The organism is Sediminibacterium soli (assembly GCF_009939225.1).
GTDB classification, from domain to species: Bacteria; Bacteroidota; Bacteroidia; order Chitinophagales; family Chitinophagaceae; genus Sediminibacterium; species Sediminibacterium soli.
Genome location: NZ_JAACJR010000006.1, coordinates 524501 through 550800, shown reverse-complemented (window position 1 = coordinate 550800; position 26300 = coordinate 524501). Strand labels below are relative to the sequence as shown.

20 protein-coding genes and 1 tRNA gene are annotated in these 26300 nt (G+C 50.0%); 9 read left to right on the top strand and 12 right to left on the bottom strand.

The window, feature by feature from the left end:
- Window position 1 precedes the first annotated feature (1 nt).
- Complete coding sequence (locus GWC94_RS06415) at window positions 2–1261, top strand: hypothetical protein (protein WP_161834199.1); 1260 nt, start codon at window positions 2–4, stop codon at window positions 1259–1261.
- Window positions 1251–1580 (top strand): metal-sulfur cluster assembly factor, encoded by a 330-nt coding sequence (locus GWC94_RS06410; protein ID WP_161834198.1) that lies wholly within the window; start codon window positions 1251–1253, stop codon window positions 1578–1580. The genes GWC94_RS06415 and GWC94_RS06410 overlap by 11 nt, the downstream gene beginning before the upstream one ends.
- Before the next feature lie 30 nt (window positions 1581–1610).
- Here GWC94_RS06410 and GWC94_RS06405 read toward each other — a convergent pair whose 3' ends face one another.
- The 9 genes from GWC94_RS06405 to GWC94_RS06365 all read right to left on the bottom strand — a co-directional run bounded on the left by GWC94_RS06405 (window position 1611) and on the right by GWC94_RS06365 (window position 10821).
- Window positions 1611–2378 (bottom strand): ABC transporter permease subunit, encoded by a 768-nt coding sequence (locus GWC94_RS06405; RefSeq protein ID WP_161834197.1) that lies wholly within the window; start codon window positions 2376–2378, stop codon window positions 1611–1613.
- A gap of 97 nt (window positions 2379–2475) precedes the next feature.
- On the bottom strand, window positions 2476–3243 hold the full coding sequence (locus GWC94_RS06400; RefSeq protein WP_161834196.1) for an ABC transporter ATP-binding protein: 768 nt from the start codon (window positions 3241–3243) through the stop codon (window positions 2476–2478).
- The gene (locus tag GWC94_RS06395; RefSeq protein WP_161834195.1) at window positions 3240–4469 is read right to left on the bottom strand and encodes a nitrous oxide reductase family maturation protein NosD; all 1230 of its coding nucleotides are present in this window, start codon (window positions 4467–4469) and stop codon (window positions 3240–3242) included. Before GWC94_RS06395 ends, GWC94_RS06400 begins: the two co-directional genes overlap by 4 nt.
- 1 nt (window position 4470) lies before the next feature.
- Window positions 4471–4896 (bottom strand): hypothetical protein, encoded by a 426-nt coding sequence (locus GWC94_RS06390; protein ID WP_161834194.1) that lies wholly within the window; start codon window positions 4894–4896, stop codon window positions 4471–4473.
- The gene (locus GWC94_RS06385) at window positions 4893–5477 is read right to left on the bottom strand and encodes a hypothetical protein (protein ID WP_202628650.1); all 585 of its coding nucleotides are present in this window, start codon (window positions 5475–5477) and stop codon (window positions 4893–4895) included. The genes GWC94_RS06390 and GWC94_RS06385 overlap by 4 nt, the downstream gene beginning before the upstream one ends.
- 70 nt (window positions 5478–5547) lie before the next feature.
- A complete protein-coding gene (gene nosZ / locus GWC94_RS06380; protein WP_161834193.1) occupies window positions 5548–7521 on the bottom strand; it encodes a Sec-dependent nitrous-oxide reductase in 1974 nt (657 codons plus the stop codon).
- 29 nt (window positions 7522–7550) lie between these two features.
- Window positions 7551–8030 (bottom strand): c-type cytochrome, encoded by a 480-nt coding sequence (locus GWC94_RS06375; protein ID WP_161834192.1) that lies wholly within the window; start codon window positions 8028–8030, stop codon window positions 7551–7553.
- A gap of 499 nt (window positions 8031–8529) precedes the next feature.
- Window positions 8530–8614: transfer RNA gene (locus GWC94_RS06370), tRNA-Ser, on the bottom strand.
- Window positions 8615–8700: 86 nt separating this feature from the next.
- Window positions 8701–10821: an endonuclease MutS2 gene (locus GWC94_RS06365; protein WP_161834191.1), complete on the bottom strand. Its 2121-nt coding sequence runs from the start codon at window positions 10819–10821 to the stop codon at window positions 8701–8703.
- A 149-nt stretch (window positions 10822–10970) separates the two neighbouring features.
- Here GWC94_RS06365 and msrA point away from each other — a divergent pair, with 149 nt between their 5' ends.
- Entirely contained in the window at window positions 10971–11642 is a 672-nt protein-coding gene (gene msrA, locus GWC94_RS06360) for a peptide-methionine (S)-S-oxide reductase MsrA (protein WP_202628649.1), read from the top strand.
- 233 nt (window positions 11643–11875) lie between these two features.
- Here msrA and GWC94_RS06355 read toward each other — a convergent pair whose 3' ends face one another.
- Window positions 11876–13480: an ABC transporter substrate-binding protein gene (locus GWC94_RS06355; RefSeq protein ID WP_235918470.1), complete on the bottom strand. Its 1605-nt coding sequence runs from the start codon at window positions 13478–13480 to the stop codon at window positions 11876–11878.
- Window positions 13481–13570: 90 nt separating this feature from the next.
- On the opposite strand from GWC94_RS06355, the gene GWC94_RS06350 reads away from it, so the two are divergent.
- Window positions 13571–15259, top strand: a complete 1689-nt coding sequence (locus GWC94_RS06350; RefSeq protein ID WP_161834189.1) for a M1 family metallopeptidase — start codon at window positions 13571–13573, stop codon at window positions 15257–15259.
- An 80-nt stretch (window positions 15260–15339) separates the two neighbouring features.
- Window positions 15340–16842 (top strand): lipopolysaccharide biosynthesis protein, encoded by a 1503-nt coding sequence (locus GWC94_RS06345; protein WP_161834188.1) that lies wholly within the window; start codon window positions 15340–15342, stop codon window positions 16840–16842.
- 104 nt (window positions 16843–16946) lie between these two features.
- On the opposite strand, the gene GWC94_RS06340 is transcribed toward GWC94_RS06345, so the two are convergent.
- A complete protein-coding gene (locus GWC94_RS06340; RefSeq protein ID WP_161834187.1) occupies window positions 16947–17708 on the bottom strand; it encodes a C40 family peptidase in 762 nt (253 codons plus the stop codon).
- Window positions 17709–17927: 219 nt separating this feature from the next.
- Here GWC94_RS06340 and dnaE point away from each other — a divergent pair, with 219 nt between their 5' ends.
- From dnaE to mqnE, 4 genes are all read left to right on the top strand, one after another.
- A complete protein-coding gene (dnaE, locus tag GWC94_RS06335) occupies window positions 17928–21599 on the top strand; it encodes a DNA polymerase III subunit alpha (RefSeq protein ID WP_161834186.1) in 3672 nt (1223 codons plus the stop codon).
- A gap of 252 nt (window positions 21600–21851) precedes the next feature.
- The gene (gene trxA / locus GWC94_RS06330; RefSeq protein WP_161834185.1) at window positions 21852–22169 is read left to right on the top strand and encodes a thioredoxin; all 318 of its coding nucleotides are present in this window, start codon (window positions 21852–21854) and stop codon (window positions 22167–22169) included.
- Window positions 22170–22329: 160 nt separating this feature from the next.
- Window positions 22330–23571 (top strand): nucleoside permease, encoded by a 1242-nt coding sequence (locus GWC94_RS06325; protein WP_161834184.1) that lies wholly within the window; start codon window positions 22330–22332, stop codon window positions 23569–23571.
- A gap of 214 nt (window positions 23572–23785) precedes the next feature.
- A complete protein-coding gene (gene mqnE, locus GWC94_RS06320; RefSeq protein WP_161834183.1) occupies window positions 23786–24949 on the top strand; it encodes an aminofutalosine synthase MqnE in 1164 nt (387 codons plus the stop codon).
- Window positions 24950–24966: 17 nt separating this feature from the next.
- Here the strand turns inward: mqnE and GWC94_RS06315 are convergent, their stop codons facing one another.
- Window positions 24967–26262: an NAD(P)/FAD-dependent oxidoreductase gene (locus GWC94_RS06315; protein ID WP_161834182.1), complete on the bottom strand. Its 1296-nt coding sequence runs from the start codon at window positions 26260–26262 to the stop codon at window positions 24967–24969.
- Window positions 26263–26300: the final 38 nt, after the last annotated feature.

Genomic DNA, 26300 nt, shown 5'->3' with positions numbered 1-26300 from the left:
CATGATGCCTTCCAGGGAATACATTCCATCGCGTTACGCGATCCTGCCCTATTATGGGGCAGCGGCGTTTGTATTCGTTGTCACGACCGTGCTCTGCCTGGTTGCGGCGCCTGCTTTTGCGGGTCATTATTTTCAGCCGAAACTGCTGGCGATAACGCACCTGGCTGTTCTGGGATGGGCAACCCTGTTGATCTTCGGCGCCACGAATCAGTTGGCACCGGTTATTGCAGAACGCAGTCTCTACAGTGAGCGTATCCCGATGGTTGTGCTGGCATTGCTGTTGTTGGGTCTGCTGCTGCTGATCCCCTCTTTCTGGTTTTTTTCCGTAACACGCTGGAGTTATACGGGAGGAGCATTGCTGTTAACCGCTATGCTCCTGCATGCACACCATGTTTTTAAAACCATGAAGCATGGCCGCGGCGGTATTGCCGCTGATTGTATCCTTACCGCCCATGTATGGCTGATCCTCACGGCTACCATCGGTCTGCTGTTGCTGGTTAACCTGCGTTACCCGTTCCTGCCGCAGGAACACCTGCATTACCTGAAGATCCATGGTTCTGTTGGTATGGCCGGCTGGTTCCTGCAGCTGGTGATCGGCGTAAGTTCAAGACTGATACCCATGTTCCTGCTCAGCCGCTCGGAAAAAACCGGCTGGCTGACGGTTACCTATTACCTGGTCAATCTGGGTCTGGTCTTTTTTCTTGTTGACGGAATGACAGCGAACAGCGACTGGGGACGCCCGCTGTGTTTTTTGCTGGTGCTTGCCGGTCTGGGGTTTTATTTCCTATTCGTGAAAAAATGTTACACCAGCGCCATACGTAAAAAAATGGACAGCGGAATGAAGCAGACTTTTCTTGCCCTGCTGCTGATCTCCCTGCCTTTTGTGTTGCTGTCTGCCGCATTCATCAGACCCTTGTCTGCCCCCAGCCTGGTTACCGCTTACGGTGTATCGTTCTTTATCGGGTTCATCAGCACCCTCATCATGGGACAAACCTTTAAAACACTGCCCTTTATTGTGTGGATGCACATGACAAAACCCGACCAGTTGCCGGAGATACTTCCCAAAGACCTGTTTTCCGAGCGACTGGTTCAATGGCAGATGTATGTTTTTTTATCGGGCTACCTGTTACTGCTTATGGGTATCCTGTCTACAACGCTCTGGATGAATTATGCAGGCGCATCCTTGCTGGTGCTGGCTGCCACAGGGTACCTGTTTCATGTTTTGTTCATCATCCGAAAACTTGTTAACCATGCACTTTGATATCACCGACATACATTACCGGATAAAACAGGAGATCGTTCAGGCGCTTTTCCAGGTAGTGGATCCTGAACTGGGTATCAATATCATTGACCTTGGCCTGGTATATGGGATTGCAGTGGAGGACACCGATAAAACAGTACGGATAGATATGACACTGTCTACGCCCTCCTGCCCTTTGGGCGGGTTGATAAAAAGCCATGTTACACTGGCCGCCGAGACTGCGGCGCCGGGTTTTACCGTGGTGGTGAACCTGGTATGGGAACCCAGATGGAATGCAGAGAGGATAAGCGGGCAGGGACATGCGCTGCTGGGCTGGTGAACAAATGTCTTTACGACCTGCCTCACGTAATTAAAGGTCTTTATTCCGGAATATCCTTAACGCGGCGATCAGCGGTACAAACACCCATAACAGCATACAGGTAACCGAGAAGACATTGCCCAGCGGAGAGCCAAGGAATTTTTTAAACAGCGCCCCCGAATAACCCATCAGCACCGCAACATCCAGTTGCAGCAGCATCAGCACCCGACCCAGGTCGATGGGATTGAGGGCGATCATTCCCACCACCGCTTTGTCGATGGGGTAATCACTGAATGAATAGATGAAGGCGATCAGCAACCCGTCGAATAAAACGGTAAAGAACAGCGCGATGATAATGGCGATGCCGATGCCTTTTGTCTTGTCTTTTGATTTCACAAAAACCAGCAGGGCCAGCGAGGAAAAGACAAGGGTAAGCAGGGTGCCCGTTGCCACCAGCACCAGCGATTCGGTGCCCGAAACAAGGAACAGCAGCGGAATGCCGATGCCAACGATATAAGCCCCCGATAAAGCAGATACCAGCGCCAGGTATTCGGAGAGTATGACCTGTTGTCTTTTGATCGGCTGGGAAAGAAGCAGTTCCGTGAACTCGATCGCATTAAAAAAATAGATGGTGGAGAACAGGATGGTAATGATGGGTACAAACAGCAGGGTGATGTTCAACAGGCTTAGCAGGCCTTTGGCGGGGTTATCGTCAAGCCCCAGCACGCTTACCGCCAGTACCGCCAGTATAGCGGTGTAGACCAGTATGATCCGGTTGCGGATCAGGTCAACCAGGACGTATTTGATGATGGTTTTCATTTGTGGTGTATTAGCGCCGTTCACGATGCAGGCGTTATTGAATAAGCGGAAAGACAGGGGAACAGAAAAGGTCTTTTTAACCCGAAAAAAAGATCCTTTAGCTTGTTTTCCCCTGTCTTTCCTGTATAGAAAATATATTTCTGACCGGTTCCCGCAAGGGTACATCTCCTTTCATAATCTGAGCGATCACTTTGTTCAGTTTGACTTCTCCGGTGGTCAGCTGCAGTTCCTCCACCGTCTTATAAAACACCAGGTTGCCATCCTGCAGGTAAACGATATGGCTGGCAATGCCTTCCAGGTCGCTCAGCACGTGAGAGGTGATCAGTATGAGTTTGCCCGCCGTGCGTTCTTTCAGTATTTTTTCCTTGAGCAGTTCGCTGGCCACGGGGTCGAGACCCGCGGTGGGCTCGTCGAGGATATAGATATCCGGTGAAAACAGGAAGGCAAGGGATGCGCTCACTTTTTGCCGGGTGCCTCCCGATAAACTCCGCATGGTTTTGTTTTTCAGCTTATCGAGCCCGAAGCCTTCGATCAGTTCTTCGTCGTACCGGATATGATCGGGTCTTATCTCCTTGATCAGTGCGATCACCTGGGCAATGGTCATATTATCGGGATAACGGCCTATCTGCGGCATGTATCCGATGGCGGATCTGTACGACCAGTCTTTGGTGATCACTTTTTCTTTTACCGTGATCGTTCCTTTTTCGGGAACCACCAGGCCCAGGATCGATTTGATCAGCGTGGTTTTGCCCGATCCGTTGGGGCCGAGCAGGGATACGGCCTGTCCTTTCTGCAGTTCAAGGCAGATATCATTGAGCGCTGTGAGCTTTCCGAATGATTTGGTAAGATGTTCTATTCCGATCATAACTGCCATTTTTTTATCCTCGGCCGGATATCTTTTAGTTGGTCCGGTGTAATACTGGGCATGATGTTCTCCACCTGGTCCATGATGCGGGTAAGAAAACTCCGGTACAGGATCATAGCAACCGGAATCCGCTCGGTGATCACCGAGTAAACGCTTACGGGATAATACGGTACATCGCCGGTACCGTCCCGGTCCAGGTCATATCCATCGTATTTATCCCAGTAATTTTCCCGGAAGGTATTCAGCATCATGGTGCCGTTGGTTGCCACATCGAACGAATTTCCTGAAAAATTGTTTTTTTCGAACAGGTTGCCATCACAGCTTGCCTGTATCCGCATGGCCCAGCCGTTGTTGCTGAACGTATTGCCGGTAACATGGATACGGCTGCTTCCTTCCATATAAATACCCACGGTGTTTGTATGAAAGGTATTATGGTCGATCTTGCTGTCTGAGATGTCTTTCAGCAGTATGCCGTAAGAAGCGTCTCCCCAGTTATGGTAAAAAGTATTTTTATACATGGTAACGCCCCTGGTGTACATGACTGCAACCCCGGCGCCATTGTTTTGGAAAGTATTGTATTCATAGGTATCGTTATGTGAAAACATAAAATGCAGTCCATAACGGATATTCCCCGAAGAGGTGTTGCCGATGATGGCCGAGCGGGTAACAAATTCAAAATAGATCCCGTCACGGTGACCCGACATACGGTTACTGCTGATCAGCAGCTGTTCGCATTTCCAGGCATGCACCCCGTTGCCGGATTGCAGTTCTTCTTTTGCGGAAGCCTGTATCAGGTTATTGCTTACGATACAGCGCTTGCTGTTCTGTAAATACACCCCATAAGTGGTGTTCAGCAGTTTACAATGGGTAACACGTACGTTTTTTACGTTCTGCAGTTTGATCCCGGCCATATCCACCAGGCTGCTGCGGCCGGTATGCTGTATCTGCAGTCCCTGCAGCACCACCCCGTCCGCGATAATGATAAAAACTTCGTTCTTGTTTTCCCCGTCGAATACCGGATACCCCTCTCCTATAATGACAAGCTGTTTGCGGACAATGATATTGCTTTGCCGGTAATTACCCGGGTGTATGCGGATGGTATCGCCCGGCAATGCTTTATCCAGCACCTGCTGCAGGCCGGCAGAGGGGTTTACCTGCCGGGTGGCGGCATGTGCGAGAATTGCACAGACGGAAAAAAATGCGGATAGTATCAGCCGGTTGTACATGCTATTTCAGGTTGTTCCACGTCATTGGGCTGATGGCCAGGCTGTCTTTCAGCCGACCGGTTTCTGTAAGGGTACCGAAAGCGGCATAGTTGCCTTTCATGGGGCTGTTGAAAAATTCATGCTGCAGGTAAAATGCTTTTATTGCATCGAGGGGCTGGTTTTGTTTGCCCAGGTAATCTTCGATGAACACCAGGTCGGGAATATTGTCGGGGTGAGCGGCGGCGTAACGTTTCAGGCACAGCAGATCGTCAAACTTGAAGACCTTTCCTTTTTTGTCGATGAACTCGGCTGCAAACCGGTTATCAACAATGGTCATTCTGCAGTTGGCGCATGCTTCTTTGCCATAATCGATCGGCTCAAATTCGCGGCTGCAGGACGCTATCGCCGGCAGAAAAAAATACGCTATCAGTTTTTTGCTGATCCTCATGCCAGTTTCTTTTTGCTTCTTTTCCATTCATACAGACAGGTGCCCACCAGGATGATGCCGGCGGCGATAAAAAACCAACCCCCAATATCAGGCTGCGAAAGCGCGTGGAAGTTGAGCATTTTTTTATAGCCGATAAGCGGTGGCTGGTAAGCCATTCCGGGTACTTTGATCGGGGCTTCGGGGTTCAGGTTATGGCCGTAATCGTATTCCCATTTCCAGAAATCATACATCGATACAAATGCCAGCACCAGAAAACAGGCGGTCCAGATATAATACCCCGATCTCCTGTTCCATAGCAGGGTTACCAGTCCCATAATGCCAATGCCGGCCAGTGCTATCGGAAGATAAACAAATTCCCGGAAGTCTGCCTTATGGATGGTTCTCATACCGATATAGTGATTAAGGCCGTTGATGATATCAACATCGCCCTTGATATCGTTGATCCATATCTGCATCGAAATTCCTTCGGGGTATTGTGATGCCGCCAGGTCTATTCTCCACATCGGAAAAAGCCATAGCATTGCCACGCAGGCGATCACCAGAACCGCACTTATCCGCGCCCAGACTGTCATTTTTTTCATAACCGCTTACTAATGGCGGCAGCACGCTGCGGGCGTGCTGCCGCCGGTTGATAATCTTTATTGTCCGCTTTTATTTTTCTGTTTTGGCCTCGGGTTCGCCGGTACGCCATTTCAGGGGAACCCCCGCTCCTTTTGGCGATACACGCAGGTAACCCTGCATTTCCTGGTGGAGCGCTGAACAGAAATCGGTGCAGTAGAACGGATACACACCCGCTTTCTTAGGCACAAACTTCAGCGTATTGGTTTCACCGGGCATCACCAGCAATTCGGCGTTGTCCGCATGCTTGATCGCAAAACCGTGTGGTATATCCCAGTCCTGCTCAAGATTGGTTACATGGAAATACACTTCGTCGCCAAGCTCCACGCCTTCGATATTGTCGGGTGTAAGGTGCGAACGGATGGCTGTCATGTACACATCTACCCTGTTACCGCTTCTGACCACCTTGGTGTTTTTTTCTCCGAGTGCAACAAACGGATGTTTGTTCTTGTTGATATCAAAGAATTTCACGCTCTGGTTCTTTATCTTGTCGGCTGCAATGGCCTGTGCATAGTGTGGTTCGCCAATGGTTGGGTAGTCCAGCAGGAGCTGCATTTTATCGCCTTCGATCGAATAGAGCTGCGCACTCTGTGAAAGTTCGGGCCCGGTTGGCAGGTACCTGTCTTTGGTGATCTTATTGTAGGCCACTACGTATTTGCCATAGGGTTTTTTGGTATCGCCTCCGGGAACCATCAGGTGACCGATTGAATAGTATGTGGGCACCCTGTCGAGCACTTTCAGGTCCTTGATATTCCATTTTACAATCTCAGAAGAAAGGAACATGGAAGTATAGGCATTTCCTTTACCGTCAAATTCGGTGTGCAGGGGGCCCAGTCCGGGTTTCTGCACTTCGCCATGCAACGCGGCTTCGTATTTGATGACAGGAATGCCATAGTAATCGCCTTCAAAGGTTTTGTTCTGGATGGCCTGGGTAAATTTCTGGAAGGAAAACACCGGTATCAGCGCCGCCAGCTTACCGCTGCCCACGATGTATTCACCGGTAGGATCCACATCGCAGCCATGCGGTGATTTGGGACATGGGATCATGTATACAAAGTCCTTGATAACGGTCGGATCGAGTGTCAGCACTTCTTTTAGCAGTTCAGAAGTGGCGCTATGGGTTTCTTCGTTATAGGTATTGCGGTAATACTGGGTGGCCATTTTGGTGCCCTTGCCTGCCTTGATGTATTCTTCCGCTTTTTTCCAGTTCACCGCAACGATAAAATCCTTGTCCTTCTGCGATGCGTTCACTTCGAGCAATGTACTTGCCTGTTCTGTATTGTAGGTAGAGAAAAAGAACCAGCCATGAGAGGGGCCTTTACCCGCGCGGCTCAGGTCCAGGTCCATACCCGGCAGTATCACCTGAAAGCTGACACCCATTTGTCCGGTTTGCTGGTTAACACCTATAAACGATACCGTGCTTTTAAAATTGGCTTTGAAAGATTCGTTGTTGATGGCCGCTTCTTTATCGGCGATCGGAACAGCGAACCGGGTGCCTGCAATCACGTACTCGGTGTTTTCGGTGATGAACGGAGACGAGTGGTTACCACCGCTGTTGGGCAGTTCGAGTATCTCTGTTGTTTTAAATGTTTTCAGGTCGATACGCGCTACCCGGGGCGTGTTATTGGCATTGGCAAATATCCAGCGGCCATCGTGTTCCCCGTTGGTCTGCGAAAGCGCCAGGTGGTGCTGGTCATCCCAGGGGATAAAACCCTGCGATGTCTGCAGCATGGGTTTGGTTTCTTCGTTGTACCCATAACCGTTTTCGGGGTTCTGGGAAAAAGCGGGGATTACCCGTAAGAGGCGGCCGGAGGGCAGGCCGTATACAGATACCTGCCCGCTGAATCCGCCTGATACAAAATTGTAGAACTCGTCGTATTTACCGGGGGCTACGTATACCTTTGATGCTGCGTCACCGCTGACTGCGGTTTCGGTTGTTTTCATTTTACAGCCTGAAAACGCTGCTGCTGCGGAAATACCCAGCAGAAGTATTTTATAACAATTCATAAGAATACAGTTTTAGAGGAAAAATGGTGTTAGTTTTTGCCGTCGTTTTTGCGCATGAATTCCAGCACCTGCCTCGCTTCCTCGTCTTTCAGGTTCTGGTTGGGCATACGCACCATACATACTTCCAGCATAGCCTGCGCTTCGGCGTTTTTGTTGAGCATCTCATCAACATTGGTAACAAAGTTCATGATCCACTCCGGCTGTCTTCTGTCGGTAACGCCTTTCCAGCCCGGTCCTACGAGTTTCTCTCCCGAGAGTTTGTGGCAGGAGCCGCATTTAACATCGTAGATCGCTTTTCCCGCCGCTGCCATTTTCTGGTCCAGCGGATGCGTCAGTTCCACATTGGTAAATTTCCCGATGCCTTTCGGACTGGCATCGGCGGTGGCCGGTTCTGTTTTGGCGGGCTCTGCCGCGGGGGCATTTTGTGCGGTTTTCTGTTCAGCGTTTCCGCATCCGTACAAAATGACCAGGAGTGTAAAGCAGGTGACAAAGAAGTGCTTACGTTTCATAGTCTGATTTTTGGTGAGCGATTTTTTTTCGTTACCCAAAATTCCAAACCGGTGGCCTGTCATTCTATGACTTTCATCATAAAGAAGGATAAAAAGGTCCTTTTTTTAGATATCAATGGCTGATTGTTATCATGCCGGCGATTTACGCATCCCTCTTATGGCTACATTCTCCGTGAACCTCCGTGTTTCCGTGCCTCTGTGTTGAAAAAATTTTGGAAATCGACCACCATCCATTTCGGGGCCTGTTTAACGCGGAGGCAGGTTGACATGTCTGCGAAAATCGCGCGCTCAGAGCAACCGTACATCGGGTGTAAGTATGTCCATCACTCACCTCAATATAAGTGCAGGGTTATGTAACAAAGGAGAGGTATAAGCGAGATTCAGGAGTTTGTGGTCAGAAGAAACTCATTTCAATAAAAAGGGGCTTGCCCACCGGAAAACTAAGGCTGACTACCTAAAACACAAAGCCCACCTGCGCTAAAGCTTCGGTGGGCGAAGGCGGAGAGAGAGGGATTCGAACCCCCGGACCTTTGACAGTCAACGGTTTTCAAGACCGCCGCATTCGACCGCTCTGCCATCTCTCCGGCGCGAAAATACGTTTAGAATTGTTTCATCCAAAAAAATATGTGCGCGGAGAGAAAATGCACCTGTTTTTTACCGCTTACCGCTGTTATTCTGTTCCCTTTTCGGCGTTCTCTTCTATTTTTTCAACGGATATCAGGTCGGCTATGTCTACGTTCATCGGCAGCTGGCCTATCTGCACGATGACCCGTTTACCCCTGATCTCTTTTACCTCCCCCACCTGGTAGTTTTTTCTGAGCTTTACCAGTGTGCCAACGGTAATATGCTGGTTCAGTTCCTTGTATTTCTGGTCTACTTTTTTAGCCAGTTTGTTCACCACGATCTCCTCCTTGCGTTTGAAGAGCAGGTCTTTCAGGTTTTTTACGACATCGCTCTTGTTCTCGGTCTTTTTCCAGTCGAGCACGATCTGCTTGAGCTTCCGCTCCATATCCTTGAGGTAGGCAATCCTTTCTTCCGAAATGCGGTTCTGCTGTTTCAGCAGCTCCACCTGCTGGCGATGGCGTTCTTTGTCCAGCACCGCCTGCATTTCCTTTTTGAGCCGGTCGTTTTCGCGCAGCAGTTTCTGCAGTTCTTTGCGTTCCTTATCCAGCTGCTGCAGGTCTTTTTCGGTGCTGTTCAGCAGGCGGTCAAGTTTAAAATGATCCTCATCCACCAGTTTTCTGGCTTTGCCGATCAGGTTTTTGGGCAGACCGATGCGTTCGGCGATGGCAAACGTGTAGGAACTGCCCGGTTTACCCACCACGAGCTTATACATCGGCAGCAGGTTTACCTCGTCGAACTGCATGGCGCCGTTGAGGATGCCCTGCGTATGGTTGGCCATCACTTTCAGGTTCAGGTAGTGCGTGGTTACGATGCCGTATGCGTGTTTGCGCGACAGTTCTTCCATGATCACCTCGGCAAAAGCGCCCCCGAGATTGGGATCGCTGCCGCTGCCGAGTTCATCGATAAAAAACAGGGTGCGGCCATTGGACATTTCGATAAAATGCTTCATGTGCAGCAGGTGACTGGAATAGGTACTCAGTTCAAATTCCAGGTTCTGGGTATCGCCGATATGAATGAACAGCTGTTTGAATATCCCCATCTGCGATATCGGGCTCACGGGCACCAGCAAACCGCTTTGCAGCATCATCTGGTTAAGACCGATGGTCTTCATGGTAACCGTTTTGCCGCCGGCGTTGGGCCCGCTGATCACCAGTATACGGCCGCTGTCGTTCAGTGTAAGTGTAACCGGTATGGTTTTCTTGCCGCTTGTTTTATTGTACAGGTAAAGCAAGGGATGATAGGCGTCTGCCAGTTCCACATGCGCATGGTCGGAAATATTGGGAAGCTGCCCGTTCATATCCAGCGCCAGTCTTGCCTTGGCCCTGGCAAAATCAAATTCCCCGCTGATATCGTGGTACTGCTGCAAAAGTCCGGCATAGGGAGACAGGCGCGAGGTAAGTTCTCGCAGTATTTTCTGAATCTCCCTGCCTTCTTCGTGTTCCAGCGCAAAAATATCGTTGTTGAGCTCGATGGTTTCCTCCGGTTCGATAAAGGCGGTTTTGCGGCTGTCGCTTTCGCCATGTAAGATGCCCCTGACCTGGCGTTTGTGTTCCGAGAACACGGCCACCACCCTTCTGCCGTTGCTGAAGCTTTCCTCTATATCCGCACTGTACCCGGCCTTGAAAAGTTTCGACAGCACTTTCTCGAACACCCTGCGCAATTCATTGCGTTTCCGGAACAGACCCAGGCGTATGCGCTGCAGGTCTTCCGATGCGCTGTCCTTTACATTACCGCTCTCATCCAGTATCTCGTCGATCAGCTCGATGATCAGTTTTTCGTAATAGCAGTCGCCGATGATGTTTGCCAGTGCCGGAAAAGCATTCCGGCGCTCGGTATCGAACCAGCGGAAGATATTCCGGGTATTGTCGGCCAGTTTCCGCACCGGCATCCACTGCTCGCCAACCAGCAGGGAGCCGGGTATGGAAAGCAGTTTGATATCGCGACTGATATTCTGTGTAAAATCATTGGGAAAATATTGTCCCTGTCCGAGTATGAGTTTGTACTCATGCGTCTGTTTCAGCTCCAGCTGTATGTATTCTTTCTTTGTATGGATGCGCAGCTGACCGGCTTTTTCTTTGGCATACACGGTTTGTGCATGGTTCTGCAACAGGGATTTTACTTTATCAAACTCCAGCTGGGAAACGGCCGACTCCGGGTAAAGACGCATGAACGGATAATAATTAGGCTGCAAATGTAATTGAATCTGCCTGGAGTGCGGATGGCCCGCGGAACGCCTTCGGTTGTTAAACCTCCGTTAACCTGTAAGGTATGCGGGCGCATGCCGTCAAACCGTTTACCCGGCGATATCGTAATTTTATGAAAACAAAGCGCATGATACGCAGCTATCTTTCCCTGTTCCTGCTGGCGGTGACCATTGCCGCCTGCGGACAAAAAGCAAAACCCGAGAAATCAATACATATGGCAAATACCAAGGTTCCGGAAGGAGTAAAAACAGATACGGCCATTTTTGGCGAAGGATGTTTCTGGTGCACCGAAGCTTTTTTTCAGCGGCTGGAAGGTGTGTATGAAGTAACCAGCGGTTATGGCGGCGGACATGTGGAGAACCCCAGCTACGAACAGGTTTGCGATAAAAATACCGGTCATGTGGAACTGGCCAAGATCGTATATGATCCGGCCAGGGTAAGCTTCGACGATCTGCTCGAAGTCTTCTGGAAAACCCATGACCCCACCACCATCGATCAGCAGGGAAATGATGTGGGACCGCAATACCGCAGTGTGATCTATTACCTGAACGAAGCGCAGAAAACAAAAGCGGAATCCTATAAAACCGCGCTTGATAAAAGCGGCGCATGGGGTAAACCGATCGTGACCACAATAGAACCTTTCAAAAATTTTTACCCAGCGGAAAACTATCACCAGAACTATTACAACGACAATTCCAGCCAGGGCTATTGCCGCTTTGTGATACAGCCGAAACTGGAGAAGTTTGAGAAAGTGTTTAAGGGTAAATTGAAAAAAGGAGCATGAGGGAGGCTTGAGACGTGAAACGTGAGTTGTCGTGAGGGTTTTTGGAATGAAAAAATATTGGCAGACGGCACAATACGGGAGGCGGGAGACAGGTTTATGAACAATAGAACAATAGAACAATAGAACAATAGAACAATAGAACAATAGAACAATAGAACAATAGAACAATAGAACAATAGAACAATAGAACAATAGAACAATAGAACAATAGAACAATAGAACAATAGAACAGACTATCCCTTTCTTGCTCTTCGCAGTTCCAGCAGGTTCAGGGCATTGGGGCCGAAGTTGCGGATGTTGGGTTGGATCAGGTGGATGGCCATATCGTACCAGATGGGTATTACGGGTGCATCGTTGATCACCAGCTGGTCCATTTTCCGGTATAACCGGTAGCGGAGTGAATCGTTGGTTTCCAGCAGCGCTTCCTCGTAGAGCCTGTCGAATATTGGGTTGCTGTAACGGGTGTAATTGGGGGGTGCGGGGTTATGGCTGTAGAACATGGCCATATAGTTTTCCGCATCGGGATAATCCGCTATCCAGCTGCCCCGGAAGAACAGCGCCTGTGATTTGGCGGTTTGCTCAAGCAACAGGCTTTTCTGCACCACTTCTACCTGTACGGGTATACCCACCTCCTCCCATTGCCTGGCCGCAAAACTCGCCACATCCGCGTAAACAGGTATCGTCAGCAATTTGATGCCCGGTAACCCCTTGCCATCCGGAAACCCCGCCTGCACCAGCAGTTTTGCCGCCCTGCCCCGATCAAACGGATAACCCTTTACAGAGTCGGCGTTTCGCGAAGGGAGTCCACCGGGTACAAAACCCGCTTCGGCCGGAATGCCGATCGAATTGCGCATATACATCATCAGCTGTTTCCTGTTCAGCGCATAGTTCATTGCCTGGCGTATGGCGCGGATCCGGGTGGGCGAATGGCCAACAACGGGGTTCTTTTCGTCTACCAGTATGCCAAAATATTCCGTGTTCAGGTAGGCATGTTTTTTCAGCAGCAGCTTCCCTTCCCAGTCTTTGCGCAGCCCGCCGTTTTTTGTCAGTATCTCATCTTTGAACGAGGCGTCGAAATCGTTTACAAAACTGAGCCGGCCCTGGCGGAACTGGAGGAACTCGGTTGCCTTGTTATCAAAAAAACTGATCTGAACGGCATCGAGATAAGGCAGCTGCGTGCCGCTGCTGTCTTTCTCCCAGTAATGTTCGTTTTTATGAAAGACCATGGCTTCACCCTCATCCCAGGAGACAAAACGGAACGGACCGCTGCCGCAGGGGTTGCGCCGGAAATCCCTGCCGAATTGCGCCACCGCCTCGTGCGGAACGATACTGCAGTACTGCATACTCAGTATGCCCAGGATGGGATGAAAAGGGCGGAGCAATTTCAGCCGGAACGTGGAATCGTCCAGAGCGGTAAACGGCTGTATCGAATCTACCCGGTTATTGAATATCCAGGCGCCGTTGCTGGCGGTTGTTTTGTCAACGATACGGCGCAGGCTGTAGGCGATATCCGCCGCAACCAGTTTTCTTCCTTTTCCGCCGGGGAAGATGGGATTATCATGAAAAAAAACATCGTTCCTGAGGTGAAAAGTATAGGTTAACCTGTCGGCACTTACCTCCCAGCTCCTGGCAACGGAGGGTACGATGTTGAGGTTGCTGTCGATCTCCACCAGGGTACTGTACAGTTGGTGCACCGCCCACATGATCGACTGGTTCTTGGCAAATGCAGGATCGAGGGTGGCGATACCGGTGATTTCGTTGTAATAAAATACCTGTTTGCCGGCGGTTTTTTTGTCCTGGCAGGAAAGCGCACAAACAGTTGCCAGCAGGAAAAACAAATATGCTAAGGGAAATGTATGTTTGTAAACACCGGGCGGCTTTGTGATACGATCCGTTATCATGCTGCCCGAATATCCTAATTTTAAGTCATGAAGACAAAACTCAGATCCCTCCTGCCCTGTTTTCTGTTGTGTGTATCTTTTGCGCATGCGCAGCTGGGCGCACCGCCCAGACCGTTTACCCGTGCCGATACCCTGCGCGGAACGATCATGCCGGAACGCGCATGGTGGGATGTACTGCATTATTCCATACTGGTGAAACCGGATTACAACAACAAAAGCATCGCCGGTAAAGTGGATATGCGTTTTAAAGCGGTGAAAGACGGCAGACGTATGCAGATAGACTTGCAGGAACCGATGGAACTGACCAAAGCGTATTATAAAGACAAGGCAATTCCCTACACCCGCGAAGGCAATGTGTATTATCTCGTGTTTCCGCAAAACCTGGCCAAGGGAACGGTGGGCACGCTGGCGCTGGCCTTCAAAGGCAACCCACGCATAGCCAAACGGCCGCCATGGGATGGCGGGTGGATCTTCCAGAAAGACAAACTGGGTCGCCCGTGGATGAGTGTTGCCTGCCAGGGACTGGGCGCCAGCGTATGGTATCCCTGTAAAGACCACCAGAGCGATGAGCCCGATAACGGCGCCACACTGGCTATTACAGTTCCGGATACACTGGTGGCTGTGGCCAATGGCCGTCTTGTGAACAAACAAAGTTTTGAAGCCGGTACCATCACCTGGAAATGGGAAGTAAAAAATCCGATCAACAACTATAACCTGGTTCCCTATATCGGCAAGTACGTAACCTGGCACGAAGACTTCGCCGGTGAAAAAGGAAAACTGGATTGCGACTACTGGGTACTGGATTATGAGCTGGACAGGGCAAAAGTGCAATTCAAACAGGCGAAAGAAATGCTGACCTGTTTTGAACATTGGATGGGGCCCTATCCTTTTTATGAAGACGGGTACAAACTGGTGCAGTCGCCGCATCTTGGTATGGAACACCAGAGCGCGGTGGCCTATGGCAACGGGTTTCAGAACGGTTATCTGGGGCGCGACCAGTCGGGAACGGGATGGGGATTGAAATGGGATTTTATTATCGTGCATGAGAGCGGCCACGAATGGTTTGCCAACAATATTACCAGCAAGGACCTCGCCGATATGTGGATACACGAAGGGTTCACCAATTATTCAGAAACCCTGTTCACCGAATGCCAGAGCGGCAAACAGGCGGGTAACGAATACAATTACGGTTCGCGCAGGGGTATCCACAACGACAGGCCCATTATCGCCCGGTATGGTGTGAATAAGGAAGGCAGCGGCGATATGTATCCCAAATCGGGCAATATGCTGCACAGCATACGGCATGCGGTGAACGATGATGAGAAATTCCGCGGCATGCTTCGTTTCCTGAATAAGAGATTTTATCACCAGACGGTCACAACCGAAGACATACAGTCGGAAATGAGCAAATTCCTCGGTCTGAAGGTAAACCGCATATTCGATCAGTACCTGCGCACCACGCAGGTGCCGGTATTCGAGTATGCCATATCTCCTGACAAAACAAAACTCGAATACCGCTGGACCAACTGCATAGACGGGTTTGACCTGCCCGTATATGTGCAAAGCAGCAAGGGGCTGCTGCTGCTTTCGCCGGAATCAAACAAATGGAATACCAAGGAACTGAAACCCGGTGAACCGATACCCTATGATTTTGATTCGATAGAAAAGAACTATTATGTGACCGTGCAGCGAAGGGAACAGGTAAGCGGTAATTAGGAGCCGACAGGCAAGTATGCAGGCATCACTCCTGGTATTCGGGTTATGAATTAGTCATTGTTAATCATCAATTGATTTCCTTGGGAAGTATCCGCAAACAAACGATCATCTCCAGCCTGCTGGTATACGTGGGATTTTTTATCGGGATGATCAATATGTATTTTTATACAAAGAACGGATCGTTCAGCCCCGAGCAATACGCGCTTACCAAATTCTTCTTCGACACCAGCCAGATCATGTTCGCATTCGGATCGCTGGGTATGATGTCGGTTATTTTTAAATTCTATCCTTATTACAAAGACAACCTGGAAGACAGGAATATCGACCTGATGACCTGGGCCATGCTGCTGTCACTGGCAGGTTTTGTGATCATACTGATCGCCGGCTGGCAGCTAAAGCCGCTGTTCGTCAGAAAATTTGCCGAGCGGTCGCCGATGGCCGTAAACTATTATGCATGGCTTTTTCCCTTTGCCATGGGTATGCTGTTCTTTTCGGTCACCGAAAGTTTTGCCTGGGCCGTTCAGAAATCCATCGTATCCAATTTCCTGAAGGAAACGGCGTTGCGGATCCTTACCACGGTCATCATCCTGCTGTTTTATTTCAAAGTGATCAGTTTTTCGCAGTTTATTTACCTGTTTGCTTTCCAGTACCTGGTCATTTTCCTGGTGCTGTTTTTTTACCTGCGAAAGACAGGCCGTCTGCGCTTTACCTTCCGCGTGAGCAAGGTTACCAAGCGCTACTGGAAGAAAATGTTCAATATGCAGGCGCTGATCTTCAGCGGCACCGTTATCGCCGCCATCGCTTCCACCATCGACAGCCTGATCATTGCCAGCCTGAAAGGACTTGCCGCAACAGGGATATTCGTGTTTGCCCAGTATGCGGCCAACCTGATTCAGGTGCCGCAGCGAAGCATACAGTCTGTTTCCGCCAGTGTGCTGGCAAAAGCCTGGAAGGATAAGAACTTCAAAGAGATTGCGCGTATCTACCAGCGTTCCTGCATCAACCTGCTGCTGTTGTCTTTGCTGATCTTTGGCAACCTCTGGCTGAATATCAGCGATGCCATCGCGGTACTGAACATACAGGAACAATACCGCGACGGGATGACCGTTTTATTTATCCTGGGAATGGTACGGATCATTGATGCCGGCACAGGACTGAATGGCATGGTGATCAGCACATCCACGCTCTGGCGGTTCGATTTTCTGAGCGGCGTTATCCTGCTTACCATGCGCCTGCCGCTTACCTACTATCTAATCAAGAATTACGGTATCATCGGCTCTGCCATTGCCGAACTGTCGGCCTATTCGATCTATAATTTTGTGCGTTACGAATTTCTCCGCCGCAAATTCGGCATGCAGCCCTTTACGCTGAAAACACTGTATTCCCTGCTGCTGGCGCTGGGCGCTTACCTGCTCAGTTATTTCCTGTTCAGGCATATGTCGGGATGGCTGCCCTTGTTCCTGCGTGCCGGCCTGTTCTCCGGTATCATGTGCGCCGGTATCTTCTACGGAAAACTCACACCCGATGCCGGCCAGATGTTCGAGGTATTTGTGAGATGGTGGAGAAGGAATAAGGAGAAATAGCTGTTCGTGAGCCGGTTGGCGATTGGTTGTATGTTAGCAACAGGTTAAATGGTTACATGGTTTCACTGTTGATGCAGGCACAGCAGACGAATCAGCCCGGTTAGCTATTTTGTTCCCTGCAGCAGGGCTTTACTGCCCGTTCTCCCGGCGCCTCTGTATTTGGGTTGCCAGTAGGTATCGTTGAGATCGCTGATCATAACACCGCCGCTGGTAGACGCATGCACAAATTTATTGTTGATCAGGTATACGCCTACATGGGAAATATCCCTTCCGCCGCCGGTATTGAAGAAAACAAGATCGCCTTCACGGAGATCCTCCAGTTCCACTTTGTCACAGGTATTGAACTGGTCCTGTGCGGTACGCGGCAGATCCTGTTGCCATACATCATGCAAAACGGTCTGCGTAAAACGGGAGCAGTCGATACAGCTGTCCGAATTGCCGCCAAGACAGTATTTCACGCCCCACCACCTGTCGATCACCTGCAGCAGCGCTATGTTTGTGAGCAGCTCTACCGAAGCATCCATGGCCACCGCGTATTTCAACTGCAGCATATTTGCGTTCTCGATATTGGTAGATCCGTTTACCGAAGAATAAAGCGGTCTGCTGATTGTTTCCGGCCGCTTCTTGCCTGCTGAGGAACCGATATGCCGGTTAAGATTGTTAAGGCTGACAGAAGCCGCCGAATGGGTGGGTTTTCCCCCGGGCGTCACTTCCATATCAAGGAATTCCCTTTGCTGGGCAGTACGCGGCTTTTTGGTCAGGGTGGTGGTAACACGACTGTCCTTATCCGATATTTTTCTTACCGAAGAACAACTGGCAAACAATACCAGTCCCAATCCTGCCAAAGCTACTCCCTGAATTTTCATAAGGCTCCGTTACGCAATTTAAGTGCCGGATCGATGGAAAAGGGGAATGTGGATTAAGTTTAGGATTTTGCAGGGAAAATGAGCGGGTGTGCATAACTTGGAACGGACCCGGGTGGCTACCCCCCTCCTTTTAACTTTTCTGTGGAAAATTGCGCCCCCGCAATCCCCTCCAAAAACCGAAATTTGTAAGTTGTTTCTGACTTCAGACTTTTACCTCCTATGCAGTTTTCTCATCTTCATGTACATACCCAGTATTCCCTGCTTGATGGTGCAGCCGCTATAGGTTCGCTGTACAAGAAGGCTGCGAAAGACGGGATGCCGGCCCTGGCCATCACCGATCATGGCAATATGTTCGGGGCTTTTGATTTTGTAAGCCAGGCATGGAAAGATACCAAGGTGGTGGGTAAAGACGCCAATGGCAAAGACATCCTGGAACCGAAAGTAAAACCGATCGTAGGCTGCGAGTTTTATGTGGTGCGCGACCGTCATGCCAAATCCTTCACCAAGGATATGAAGGACGAACGCTATCACCAGGTATTGCTGGCAAAGAACAAGACCGGTTACCAGAACCTGGTAAAACTCACCTCACTGGGTTTTATCGAGGGTATGTACAGCAAATACCCGCGCATCGATAAGGAACTGATCGAAAAATACCACGAGGGACTGATCGCCACCACCTGCTGCATCGGGGCCTATGTGCCGCAGACGATACTGCACGACGGGGAAGAAAAAGCGGAGCAGGAGTTTAAATGGTGGATCGATTTGTTCGGCGAGGATTATTATATCGAACTGCAGCGACATAATATTAAGGAGCAGGAACTGATCAACAATACCCTGCTCAAATTTTCAAAAAAATACAATGTGCCGGTCATTGCCACCAACGACAGCCATTATGTTGACGAAACAGATGCCAACGCGCACGATATCCTGCTTTGCATCAACACCGGCGAAAAGCAGAGCACACCCGGATTTGATGATTTTGTGAACGACGAACTGCAGGTAAAGAACAGGCGTTTCAAATTCCCGAACAGCCAGTTCTATTTCAAGACCACAGAGGAAATGTCGCGGCTGTTTTCGGATATCCCCGAATCACTGGACAATACCAACCAGGTGGTGGACAAGATCGAGATACTCAATCTTAAGAAAGACATACTCCTTCCTGCCTTTCCCATTCCCAAAGAATTCCAGGTGCATGCAGATGCCAACCTGAACCAGTGGGAGTACCTGAAGCATATCACGTACGAAGGCGCCAAAGCCAGGTATACCGATATCAGTCCGGATACACAGGAGCGCATCGATTTTGAATTGTTCACGATCCAGACCATGGGTTTTGCGGGATACTTCCTGATCGTAAGCGATTTTATCAGGGCGGGCCGCGAACTGGGCGTATTCGTAGGGCCCGGCCGCGGATCTGCTGCGGGCAGCGTGGTGGCCTATTGTATCGGCATCACCAATATAGATCCCATCAAATACAACCTGCTGTTCGAAAGGTTCCTGAACCCCGACCGTAAGAGCATGCCCGATATCGACACCGATTTTGATGATGAGGGAAGACAGAAAGTGATCGATTATGTGGTGGACAAATACGGCAAGAACCAGGTGGCGCAGATCGTGACCTATGGCACGATGGCTGCCAAGATGAGTATCAAGGATGTGGCGCGCGTGATGGATCTTCCGCTGGCGGAAAGCAATATGATGGCCAAACTTGTACCCGATAAACCGGGTACGGAATTGCGCCGTGTGCTGAAAGCGCCCATCACCGCCAAGGAAGGAGAAAAATCGCTCGAGGAAAAAGAAGGCTACCAGCAGGAAGACATAGAAAACATCAGGAAACTCCGTGAAATATACAACGGAACCGATATCAGGGCGCAGGTGCTGAAAGAAGCGGAAAGGCTGGAAGGCTCTGTACGCAATACAGGCATCCATGCCGCCGGTATCATCATCGCCCCGAAAGACCTGACCGAATTACTGCCGGTGGCTACGGCCAGGGATTCTGACCTGTGGGTAACCCAGATAGAAGGAAGCATAATCGAAGATGCCGGGGTTATCAAGATGGACTTTCTGGGACTGAAGACGCTGTCGATTCTGAAAACAGCGCTGGAACTGATCAGGCAGAACCATGGCGTGGAGATCGATCTTGATACAATTCCCCTCGATGACGAGCAGACATTCCAGCTGTACCAGCGCGGCGAAACCAATGCTACGTTCCAGTTCGAAAGTGTGGGTATGCAGAAATACCTGCGCGAGCTGAAACCCGATAAATTCGACGACCTGATTGCGATGAACGCCCTGTACCGCCCAGGTCCAATTGCGTATATTCCCAAGTTCATCGACCGCAAACACGGGCGGGAAGAGATCAGCTACGATCTGCCCGATATGGAAGAATACCTGGTAGACACTTACGGCATCACCGTATACCAGGAGCAGGTGATGCTGCTGAGCCAGAAACTTGCCGGGTTTACCAAGGGCGATGCGGATGTACTGCGTAAGGCCATGGGTAAAAAACAGAAATCGGTGCTGGACAAAATGAAGACCCAGTTTGTTACCGGCGCCTCTGACAAAGGACACCCTGCCGATAAACTGGAAAAGATATGGACCGACTGGGAAGCGTTTGCGCAGTATGCCTTCAACAAATCGCATTCTACCTGCTATGCATTCGTAGCCTATCAGACGGCTTACCTGAAAGCGCATTACCCGGGCGAATACATGTCGGCCGTGCTGAACCATGCCGGAGCAATCGAAAAGATCACTTTTTTCATGGAAGAATGCAAGCGTATGGGCATAAAAGTGCTTGGCCCCGATATCAATGAATCGTTAAAGGGTTTTGCCGTGAACCAGAAAGGCGAGATCCGGTTTGGCCTCGGCGGATTGAAGGGTGTGGGCGATGCGGCAGTGGATAATATCATCATCGAACGGAATAAGAACGGCGGGTATAAAGACGTGTTCGATTTTATCAAACGCATCTCCCAGAAAAGCGTGAACAAAAAATCGCTGGAAAGCCTTGCCTATTCGGGGGCATTTGACTGTTTTACGGCCTATCACCGCGCGCAGTATTTTCATGTGGCCGACGGGGAACGCGCATCCGGACTGGAGAAGATCATCGGCTACGGGCAGGCCCAGCTTTCACTTGCCGCCGGCAGTTCCAACACGCTTTTTGGCGATCTGCCCGCAGCCATGCAGGTACCCACGCCCAAGATACCGGTTTGCGAGCCCTGGACACTGACCGAGTTGCTGGAGCACGAAAAAGAAGTGACCGGCATGTTCATGAGCGGGCATCCCCTGGATCATTTTAAATTTGAACTGAAATATTACGGCATCACCGCTATCAACGATTTTAACGAGTTCAGGGATTCGATACAGACCCAGAACAATCCGGGCAGGTCTTTCCGGGTGGCAGGACTCATCACCGATGTGCAGCACCGGGTAACCAAAACGGGCAAGAACTTCGGGTCATTCTCCATCGAGGATTTCAGCGGCAAAACGGAATTTGTGCTGTGGAGCGAAGACTATATCAAATTCCAGAATTACCTCGAACGCGGACAGAACATCGTGATCAATGGCTATTTCAGGCCGAGGTATAACCGGCCGAACGAGTTTGATTTCAAGGTCAGCAGCATGACGCTGCTCGAAACCGTGAAACAGAACCTGACAAGAAGCCTCGATATCAATGTGCATCCTGCGGCGGTAACACCCGATTTTGTGAGTTTCGTAGATAAGAATGTCCGCAGTTTCCCGGGTAAGTCCACGCTGCGGTTCCATATCTATGAACCCAAGGAAAACCTGAAAGTGAGTCTTTCTTCCTTTGAAAAAGGTTTTCAGATGAACGAGGAAATGGCGGAATTCCTGCTGAACAACCCGGATCTGGAGATACATGTGAGCGTGGTAAGCTGAGGATTATTTTGGAATTGGATTGATCCCGTCTTTCTATCCAGTTTCAAAATTTCCCATTTCCCAATTCCAAAATACAAACAAGTTCATTTTCAATTAATTATAAAAAATCCTGCCCGGCTGTCAGGTTTTAACTGCTGCTCCGTCATTAATAACAGTGGTGGAAAAGTCAAAACAGCATAAATTTTGGATTGGATATATATTTGATGTTCCTGCATAATCAATCAGCAATCAATAACCTTTAAATAAAAAAAAATGGCTTTAGAATTAACAGATGCCAATTTCCAGTCGACTGTACTGGACAGCGATAAACTTACCGTGGTGGATTTCTGGGCAGAATGGTGTGGACCCTGCCGTGCGATCGGACCGGTTATCGAAGAACTGGCAAAGGACTACGATGGCAAGATCAACGTGGGCAAGGTGAATGTAGACCATAACCCCAGCCTTAGTGTGAACTACGGCATAACTTCTATCCCTGCCATCCTTTTCATCAAGGGCGGCCAGATCGTGGACAAACAGATCGGTGCGGTTCCGAAATCCGTTCTTGACAAAAAGATCCAGGCGCATATCTGATAACCGCCGGATAACATAGCTAAAAAGGGCATTCTGAAAAGAGTGCCTTTTTTTTTGAATATCGGACAAGGAATATTGAATGCTGCAATAAACAGATCGGTATTCGACATTCCTTGTTCAATATTCGATATTCCTTACCTTTCCCGCTAAACCTGAACGCATGAACATCAAGTTCCGTCTGCTGATCATGAATTTCCTGGAGTTCTTTGTATGGGGTGCCTGGCTGATATCGTTGGGTACCTATATGATCGTTACGCTGGGTTTTACAGGCGGACAGGTAGGTGCCGTATATGCCACAATGGGTATTGCCTCGCTGATCACACCTGCGTTGATGGGTATTATTGCAGACCGTTTCATGAATGCGGAAAGGGTGCTGGGGCTTTGCCATATAGCCGGCGCCATATTACTGCTGCTGGCTTCCACGGTTAAGGATTATGGTACGTTCTATATACTGATGCTGTTCAATTCCTTTGTATTCATGCCCACCATAGCGCTGAACAATACGGTATCGTATATCATCCTGGAGAAACGCGGGTTTCAGATCGTAAAGGATTTTCCGCCTATCCGCGTATGGGGAACCGTTGGTTTTATCTGCGCGATGTGGGTGGTTGACCTGCTTGGGTTCACCAAAAGCCCCATGCAGCTGTATGTGAGCGCTGCGGCGGGAATGGCACTGGGTATTTATTCGTTTTCGATGCCCGGCTGTCCGCCGGTAAAAATGGCTTCGCAGAGAAGTGTGGCCTCTTCTATGGGGATGGATGCGTTTGTGCTGTTCAACAAAAAGAAGATGGTGATCTTTTTCCTGTATGCCATGTTGCTGGGCGCGGCCCTGCAGATCACCAATGCATTCGGCGCCACTTTCCTGGACGATTTCAAGAACAGCTATCCCGATACTTTTGGTGTAAAACACCCGGTTGTATTAAGCTCGATCTCGCAGATCTCGGAAACCCTGTTCATTCTCACCATCCCTTTTTTCCTGCGTCGCTTCGGCATCAAGAATGTGATGCTGATGAGCATATTTGCCTGGGTGTTCCGTTTCGGTCTGTTCGCGATCGGCGATCCGGGGCCCGGTCTGTGGATGCTGATACTGTCGATGATCATCTACGGAATGGCTTTCGATTTCTTTAATATTTCCGGTTCTCTTTTCGTGGAGAAGGAAGCCGATATCAAGATCCGTGCAAGCGCACAGGGACTGTTCATGCTGATGACAAACGGCATTGGCGCCTATCTTGGCGGCACCCTGAGCGGCTGGGTAGTGGATCATTTTACCGTAAACGGCGTAAAAGACTGGCAGCGCATCTGGTTCACTTTTGCCGGGTATGCGCTGGTACTGGGAATTACCTTCCCGCTGGTGTTCCGGTATAAACACGACAGATCGGCGGCGGAGCCTGTGAAACATTAGGCAATTCCTGACTGATCGTTAAAATGCGGTTGGGTATACTGCCTGCATTATATCCGGGAACATTGTTGTACGGTAAAAATTCAGCCGGATAGATACCGATTGGTTCCCCTGCGCAACTCCGCCCTCCCCGTAACTGCGGTGAAACAAACCCGCAGATACAAGGTATCCGATAAAAGTTCCCGGCTATTACCTTATTACTGGTTAATTTTGCGATATGAATGCCACCCTCTCTCCCGCCGCTCTTGTTGCGGCAACAAGTGATGAACAACTCAGATCGATCGGTGAAAAAATACTTCGTAAAGAGCGGCTTTCTTTCGATGACGGCGTTGCGCTTTTTGAGAAGGCCTCGCTTGCCTGGCTTGGCGCCCTGGCCAATTGGGTGAGAGAGGAAAAGCATGGCGACAGAACCTATTTCAACCGAAATTTTCATATCGAACCTACGAATGTCTGCGTGTTCTCCTGTAAGTTCTGTTCCTATTCGCGTTTGTATGCCAACCGCGAAGAAGGCTGGGAACTGAGCATTGAACAGATGATGCATATCGTAAAAAGCTATGATGGCAAACCCGTTACCGAAGTGCATATTGTGGGCGGCGTTCATCCAAAGATGAATATGGAGTTTTTCCTCGAACTGCTGCGTGCCATAAAAGCGCATCGCCCCGAACTGCATATAAAAGCGTTTACACCGGTGGAACTGGATTATATGTTCCGCAAGGCAAAACTGAGCGTGGCGGAGGGAATGAAACAGGCCCATGAAGCGGGACTGGATTCATTGCCCGGAGGCGGCGCCGAAATTTTTCACCCCGATATCCGCAAACAGATATGTGAAGACAAGGTGGATGCGGAAGGATGGCTTGCGATCCATCGCGCGGCGCACCGGCTGGGTATGCACAGCAACGCCACCATGCTGTACGGCCATATCGAATCTTATTCGCATCGTATCGATCATATGGATCGCTTACGCCAGTTGCAGGATGAGACCGGCGGGTTCAACACTTTTATCCCGCTGAAATTCCGCAACAAGCAGAATGAGATGAGCGATGTGCCCGAGTCAACCGTGGTGGAAGACATGCGGATGTATGCCGTGGCACGTTTGTACCTTGATAATTTTCCGCATATCAAAGCGTACTGGCCCATGCTTGGCCGGAAGAACGCACAGCTTACACTGTCTTTCGGGGTAAACGATATCGACGGCACCATCGACGATTCAACGAAGATCTACTCCATGGCCGGCAGCGAAGAACAAACACCCGTTATGAGTACGGCACAGCTGGTTTCACTGATCCGGCAGGTAAAAAGACAACCCATCGAACGCGGCACGCTCTACAACGAGATCCGCGATTTCAGCAACCTGTCTATTGAAGAGATCGAGCTTAACTGACATTGACAAAGGAACCCTTATCCCGGGCTCGCCGTTTCATTTTTCCTTTCCCCGCTTTTTACTTCTCTGCCGGAAGGCAGGAGGATAAGGCGCAGGGTGGTGTCGTTGGTAAAATAACTGATCGCCCAGTTGATGAAGATGATGAGCTTGTTCTTTACATTCAGGATCAGCATCAGGTGCAGGAACATCCATACAAACCAGGCTATTCTTCCCTGGAAGCTCATAAAAGGAAGGTCTACCACCGCTTTTCGTTTTCCCACCGTGGCCATGGTGCCGGGATTTTTGTATTCAAAAGGTTTCAGCGGTTTGTTTCTGCGTAGCCGTTCAAAATTGCCTGCGGTGTTCTTGGCCTGAGCGTTGGCTACATTCGCCAGCTGCGCATGTCCTTTGGGAAACTCCGGTGTTTCCATATAAGCAATATCGCCGATCGCCAGAATATCTTCGTGCCCCTCGAGGCGGTTATACCGGTCTACCCTGATGCGGTTGCCGCGTACCACCTGTTCTTTCGGAATGCCGGCAGGCAGGTTGCCGCTTACACCCGCCGCCCAGATAAGCGTATGGGTGGGTATGGTACGGCCGTCTTTCAGCTTTACCGTTTTTCCGTCGTAATCCTCTACAAGCGCATTAGTCCACACCTGTACGCCCATTTTCTCCAGGTATTCCTGCGATTTCTGCTGCGAGGCCTTGCTCATGGGCGCCAGCGTTACGGGGCCGGCTTCCAGCAGGTATATGTTCAGCCTGGAGAAATCCATATCCGGGTAGTCTTTCGGAAGGACATATTTCTTCAGTTCCGCCAGCGAACCCGAGAGTTCAACACCTGTGGGCCCGCCTCCCACCACCACAATATTCATGATGGCGGGCAGCTCTTCCACCGTTGCAGACAGGGCATCTTCGAAATTCAGCAGGATGCGGTTGCGCAGCGTGATCGCTTCCGTGGTCGATTTCATCGGAAAAGCATATTGCTCTATGTTCCGGTTGCCGAAATAATTGGTGGTGCAGCCGGTTGCGATCACGAGGTAATCGTAGGCAAAATCGCCCTCTGATGTCCGGACTGTTTTGGCCGCTACATCAATTTCCGATACCCTGGCCAGGCGAACATGCACGCATTTTTTTTTCTGGAACACCTTGCGCAGGGGGAAGGATATGGAACTCGGTTCCAGTCTCGCCGTGGCCACCTGGTAAAACAAAGGCTGGAACTGGTGAAAATTATACTGGTCGATCAGCGTGATCTCGTACCCGGTATCTTTCATCCGCTTGGCCAGATCCAGCCCTGCAAACCCGGCCCCAAGGATCACAATTTGTTTTTTTGCCACGGAAAGGTTTTGAGAGATGATTCAATAATTGTTCCATG

What these genes read in the sequence shown, in the direction of transcription:
- dnaE (WP_161834186.1), top strand. Translation starts at nt 17,928, where the DNA reads ATGCAGTTTTCTCATCTTCATGTACATACCCAGTATTCCCTGCTTGAT.
- GWC94_RS06325 (WP_161834184.1), top strand. Translation starts at nt 22,330, where the DNA reads ATGAACATCAAGTTCCGTCTGCTGATCATGAATTTCCTGGAGTTCTTT.
- GWC94_RS06375 (WP_161834192.1), bottom strand. Translation starts at nt 8,030, where the DNA reads ATGAAACGTAAGCACTTCTTTGTCACCTGCTTTACACTCCTGGTCATT.
- GWC94_RS06405 (WP_161834197.1), bottom strand. Translation starts at nt 2,378, where the DNA reads ATGAAAACCATCATCAAATACGTCCTGGTTGACCTGATCCGCAACCGG.
- GWC94_RS06415 (WP_161834199.1), top strand. Translation starts at nt 2, where the DNA reads ATGATGCCTTCCAGGGAATACATTCCATCGCGTTACGCGATCCTGCCC.
- GWC94_RS06365 (WP_161834191.1), bottom strand. Translation starts at nt 10,821, where the DNA reads ATGCGTCTTTACCCGGAGTCGGCCGTTTCCCAGCTGGAGTTTGATAAA.
- GWC94_RS06410 (WP_161834198.1), top strand. Translation starts at nt 1,251, where the DNA reads ATGCACTTTGATATCACCGACATACATTACCGGATAAAACAGGAGATC.
- GWC94_RS06395 (WP_161834195.1), bottom strand. Translation starts at nt 4,469, where the DNA reads ATGTACAACCGGCTGATACTATCCGCATTTTTTTCCGTCTGTGCAATT.
- mqnE (WP_161834183.1), top strand. Translation starts at nt 23,786, where the DNA reads ATGAATGCCACCCTCTCTCCCGCCGCTCTTGTTGCGGCAACAAGTGAT.
- msrA (WP_202628649.1), top strand. Translation starts at nt 10,971, where the DNA reads ATGAAAACAAAGCGCATGATACGCAGCTATCTTTCCCTGTTCCTGCTG.
- nosZ (WP_161834193.1), bottom strand. Translation starts at nt 7,521, where the DNA reads ATGAATTGTTATAAAATACTTCTGCTGGGTATTTCCGCAGCAGCAGCG.
- trxA (WP_161834185.1), top strand. Translation starts at nt 21,852, where the DNA reads ATGGCTTTAGAATTAACAGATGCCAATTTCCAGTCGACTGTACTGGAC.
- GWC94_RS06385 (WP_202628650.1), bottom strand. Translation starts at nt 5,477, where the DNA reads ATGAAAAAAATGACAGTCTGGGCGCGGATAAGTGCGGTTCTGGTGATC.
- GWC94_RS06390 (WP_161834194.1), bottom strand. Translation starts at nt 4,896, where the DNA reads ATGAGGATCAGCAAAAAACTGATAGCGTATTTTTTTCTGCCGGCGATA.
- GWC94_RS06350 (WP_161834189.1), top strand. Translation starts at nt 13,571, where the DNA reads ATGAAGACAAAACTCAGATCCCTCCTGCCCTGTTTTCTGTTGTGTGTA.
- GWC94_RS06400 (WP_161834196.1), bottom strand. Translation starts at nt 3,243, where the DNA reads ATGATCGGAATAGAACATCTTACCAAATCATTCGGAAAGCTCACAGCG.
- GWC94_RS06340 (WP_161834187.1), bottom strand. Translation starts at nt 17,708, where the DNA reads ATGAAAATTCAGGGAGTAGCTTTGGCAGGATTGGGACTGGTATTGTTT.